Origin of the sequence: Microcoleus sp. B4-C2 (genome assembly GCF_036705265.1) — a bacterium.
GTDB lineage: Bacteria > Cyanobacteriota > Cyanobacteriia > Cyanobacteriales > Microcoleaceae > Microcoleus.
Genome location: NZ_JAUBUB010000011.1, coordinates 1 through 5,236 on the forward strand (window position 1 = coordinate 1; position 5,236 = coordinate 5,236).

A 5,236-nucleotide genomic window follows, 5' to 3' on the forward strand; every position below is an offset into this window, starting at 1 on the left:
TTACTACGGATCGCCTAGAATTGTTAAAACTTTTATCTGCCCAAATTGCTATTTCCATTGAAAATGCTCAGCTTTACGATCAATTAGGGGAATACTCGCGAACGCTGGAACGTAAGGTTATAGAAAGAACGCAAGAATTGCAACTGGAAATGGCTGTCAGGATGCAGACAGAAAGAGCCTTGGGCAAGTCTGAAGAAAAGTTTTCTAAAGCCTTTCGTTCCAGTCCTAACCCGATCGCGATCGCCCGATTTGCAGATGGACGCTACATCGAAGTGAACGACAGTTTCCTCAGCACTTTTAGCTACTCTCGCGAACAGGTAATTGGTTTTACAGCAATTGATTTGAATTTTTGGGGTAATTTAGAAGAATGTGACAGATACAGACAGCTCTTGCAAGAATCAGGAGTGGTTCGCAATCAGGAATTCGATTGTCGTACTTCATCAGGCGAGGTGAGGAAGATGCTGGTATCAGCAGATATTATTGAGCTGGGTGGAGAAGCGTGTATTCTGTTAGTCACTAACGACATTACCGAGCGTCAAAGGGTAGAAGAAGCGCTCAAAGAAAGCGAGGCTAAATACCGTGACTTAGTTGAAACATCGCAGGATATGATTTGGTCACTTGATATCGAAGGGCGTTATACCTTCGTCAACGCTGCTGTAAAACATATATTTGGCTACTTGCCTAAAGAAATGATAGGGCGAAAATTTAGTGATTTTCAGCTACCTGAACAACTTCCAAAAGATAAAAAGATATTCCAACGTATGCTGAATGGAGAGTCTGTATTTCAGTATGAAACTATACAATTAGCTAAAGATAGTAGACCTATCAATCTCCGGTTTAATTCACTTGTATTGCGGGATTCCGAGGGAAAAATTCTCGGAATAACTGGCACAGCTAGCGATATTACGGAAAGTAAAAAAGCAGAGGCAGCCTTACAAAAATCCAAAGAAGTTGCAGATGCGGCTAACAAGGCTAAAAGCGAATTTTTATCAAAAATGAGTCACGAATTGCGAACTCCCCTCAATGCAATTCTCGGCTTTACCCAAGTGCTGGCGCGCGACTCATCCCTTTCTCAGATACAGCAGGGACAGATAGGCATCATTAGTCGTTCTGGCGAGCATTTGCTGACGCTGATTAATGACGTGCTGGAAATGTCTAAAATAGAGGCAGGTCGGATTACCTTAAATCCTACTAGCTTTGACCTGTATCATTTGCTCCATTCTCTCGAAGAAATGCTCAAAATTAAAGCGGATTCTAAAGATTTACAGCTCAGTTGGCACATCGATTCTAACATTCCTCAGTATGTAAAAACTGACGAAAGTAAATTGCGTCAAGTATTGATTAATCTGCTAGGAAATGCGATAAAGTTTACGAGCAAGGGAAGTGTGACGCTTCGGGTTGCAGCAATTAGTGCGAAACAAAAGTCCCCAACAGACAACGAACCACGGACTATTACGTTTGAAGTGGAAGACACTGGTTACGGCATTGCTCCTACTGAGCTAGATTCTTTATTTAAGGCTTTTGTGCAAACTGACGCAGGTCGGAAATCTCAAGAAGGAACAGGCTTGGGTTTACCAATCAGCCGACAATTCGTACAACTGATGGGAGGAGACATTACCGTCAGCAGTACCTTGCATCGAGGAACAATTTTTAGTTTTGATATCCAAATTAGTTCTCCAGAGATGGCTGAAGTTCAACCTCGACAATCAAGAAGGCGGGTAATTGGTTTACAACCCAACCAACCCTCATATCGCATCTTGGTGGTTGATGATAAATGGGAGAGCCGTTTGCTATTGGTTGATCTTCTCGAACCGCTTGGCTTGGAGGTGCGCGAAGCAGTAAATGGTCAAGAAGCTATTAGAATCTGGGAGACTTGGAAACCTCACCTAATTTGGATGGATATGCAAATGCCTGTGATAGACGGGTATGAGGCTACCAGACAAATTAAAGCCAAGATTCAAGATGAGGCTACCCCAATTGTTGCGTTGACCGCTAGCGCTTTTGAGGAAGAGCGAGCCATTGTTTTATCATCAGGCTGTGACGATTTTGTGAGCAAGCCTTTTCAAGAAGAAGTGATTTTTGCCAAAATGGCTGAACATTTAGGGGTACAGTATATTTATGAAGATTTACCGAACGTTACATTATCTCACCTTGAGGGTCAAGACTTGAGTGTAAAAGAAGGGAAAAAAACTGAAAAATTAAGGACAACTTTGGCGACAATGCCTACGGATTGGGTGAGACAGTTACATCATGGAGCTATCGATGCTGATGCCTGCCTGATTTTAAGTTTAGTCTCCACAATCCCTGAATCCGATAGTTTTTCTGCTGAGATTATCACCGATTGGATTCATAATTTTCGCTTTGATAAAATTACTGACTTAACCGAACAAATAATCCCATGAACAGCCAGCAATTAGCATCTCATGTTGCCAATCTTTTAGTGGTTGACGATACTCCCGACAACCTGCGTCTTTTATCGACTATGTTGAGCGACAAAGGATATAAAGTTCGGGGCGTAATCAACGGGGAAATGGCATTAAAAGCAGCGCGTTCTACCCCGCCAGATTTGATTTTATTGGACATCACGATGCCCCAGATGAACGGCTATGAAGTTTGCCAACATTTAAAAGCGGATGGCAGAACTTCGGGTATTCCAGTTATTTTCTTGAGCGCCCTAGATCGAGTCTTGGATAAAGTCAAAGCATTTGCTGTGGGAGGAGTAGACTACATCACCAAGCCATTTCATTTAGAAGAAGTTTTAGCTCGTGTCGAAAATCAACTAACTATTCAGCGTTTGCAAAAAAAAATGCACGAGCAAAATGCGCGATTGCAGGAGTCTGAGGCTAAAGAGCGGAATAAATCCCAACAACTAGAGCTGGCTCTACAACAGTTACAAAATGCACAAGCTCAGCTCATCCAAAGCGAGAAAATGTCAAGTTTAGGGAATGTCGTAGCAGGGGTAGCTCACGAAATTAACAACCCGATTAGCTTCATTAAAGGGAACCTCTCGCCCGTAAGGGAGTACACTGAAGATTTGCTGAGGCTGGTGCAACTTTACACAGAAGATTTCCCCAATCCCACAGCAGCTATCCAGGAACAACTGGAGGCAATCGATTTCGCTTTTCTCAGGAATGACTTGCCGAAGCTAATTGCTTCTATGAGCATAGGAGCTGACCGAATTGGAGAAATAGTGCAATCGCTGCGGAATTTTTCCCGACTCGATGAAGCTGAGTTAAAAGCGGTGGATATCCATGAAGGACTTGAGAGTACGCTGATGATTTTGCAGCATCGGCTGAAAGATGAAGCACAGCAAACGATAATTAAAGTGGTAAAAGAGTATGATAATCTGCCAAAGATAGAATGCTACGCGGGGCAAATGAATCAGGTTTTTATGAATGTTCTGACTAATGCGATTGAAGCGTTGCAATCCCCAAAACGTTGGGCAAATGATGTAGATGATAGCAGCTCGATCCCTACTATTACTATTTGCACGAAGTTACTCTCCGACTTTCAAGTGGGTATTTATATTACTGATAATGGCCCCGGCATAACCGAAGAGATTCAACAACGCATATTTGAGCCATTTTTTACAACGAAGACAGTGGGAACAGGGAAGGGTTTGGGGTTATCGATTAGCTATACTATTGTAGTGGACGACCACGGGGGACAACTGAGTTGTTTTTCGATACCGGATCAAGGGGCGACATTGGCAATCGAAATTCCGATTTACCACTCTAGAAAAGGTTTTTATAAAGAGGATTTGGTCGGGCTATAAGCCACACTAAACTTCAAGTATTCAAAAAGGGTGTAAGATCGGGAATCGTGTTTATTTAGGAGTCATATCATGTTCGATCGATTAACCATACTATCCCGGTCGGGGCGGGTTTTTGAGATTGTCAATTATTGGCAGGTATTGTGGGTGAACCCGCCCCTACACAAATTGCGATCGAGGGGACATGATATCATTTGATTGGCAATTTTTACACAAATTTCCCTTAATGGCAAGTCGCCAACTTGCTTTTTTTTAGTAGCTGATGCACGCACTCTCAAACCCAAAATAATGATGAATTTAAACCATGATTTTTTTTCAGTAAAAACTCTAGCAATTGTTTGTGTAATTGCTGCGTTTGTTGTCATTGGTGGCAAAGTTTTTGCGACAACAATCGATTATAGACCGCCATTTAAAGAGACTAGCTTTTACAGTACGACTATATCGGGCAATAACGATTTAGCTGATATTTATTATCCTAAACCATCCGATATTAATTCTGGTAATTACTCTTTTCCCATTGTGCTTTTATTGCAAGGTGCGCTTGTAGATAAATCATTTTATTCAGATTACGCTAGCCATGTGGCGCGCTACGGCTTTGTGGTGGTCGTTCCGAACCATTTGCGGCCTTCGCCCTTCAATCCCACTTCACCGCCTAATTTGGCGTCGGAAACTTCGCAAATTGCGGCGGTTTTGTCTCAAATGGCGATCGAAAACACAAAGCCCACATCTCCGATCGCGTCTGTTATCGATACGCAGCGCCTTGGTTTATTGGGTCATTCTTTTGGTGGTGCAGTGGGGTTATCGGTGATTGCTAACAAATGTCTCCCAGAATTGTATCTGTGTCAAGAGCCATTTACGCGCCCGAAAGAACTATTAGCTGCTGCATTTTTTGGAGCTAACTTGCGGAATCCTATTGCTAATGAATTTGTACCCATCGCTAATGATGGCATTGCAGTGGCGTTGATTCAAGGATCTATCGATGGTGTCGCCCTGCCCGATCGAGCTCAAAGCACTTTTGACCAAATTCAAACACCACCCAAAGCTTTGATTACTGTTATGGGTGCAAATCACTTCGGCATTACCGATGTTAATAACCCCGCTGGTGCGATGCCCGATCGCAATACTGCTACCTTAGAGCGAGCCGTGGGTATTGAAACGATCGCCCGTTGGAGCGCGCTGTTTCTGCGGGCACATATGCTTAAAGATCGATCGGCATTTGATTATATTTATTCTCAAGGTGACGCCATCGATCCGAATGTCCGTGTTACCACCGTTGCAGTTCCCAAACCATCTTCTAAGTAGCTCCACCTAAAAAAACGTAAGATAGATTAAAGTTAATAGATAGTGTGCCTACATTTAATCGTATACTGGAGGTCAATCGATTTTAGATTTTAGATTTTAGATTTTAGATTAAAGAATTGAAGGATTGACTTGCGCGAGATAAATTCGGGGGCTCCTTTATCG

At 42.7% G+C, this 5,236-nt stretch carries 3 protein-coding genes; all 3 read left to right on the forward strand.

All coding sequences use genetic code 11. The annotated features are described in order from the left end of the window. Nucleotides 1-2,402 (forward strand): PAS domain S-box protein (locus tag QUB20_RS06160; RefSeq protein WP_333244850.1); only part of this gene is annotated, 2,402 nt, incomplete at its 5' end. Continuing rightward, nucleotides 2,399-3,775, forward strand: coding sequence for a response regulator (locus QUB20_RS06165; protein WP_333244847.1), 1,377 nt, complete (start codon nucleotides 2,399-2,401; stop codon nucleotides 3,773-3,775). The genes QUB20_RS06160 and QUB20_RS06165, both read left to right, overlap by 4 nt. 285 nt (nucleotides 3,776-4,060) lie before the next feature. Continuing rightward, nucleotides 4,061-5,074, forward strand: a complete 1,014-nt coding sequence (locus QUB20_RS06170; protein ID WP_333244845.1) for a poly(ethylene terephthalate) hydrolase family protein — start codon at nucleotides 4,061-4,063, stop codon at nucleotides 5,072-5,074. Nucleotides 5,075-5,236: the final 162 nt, after the last annotated feature.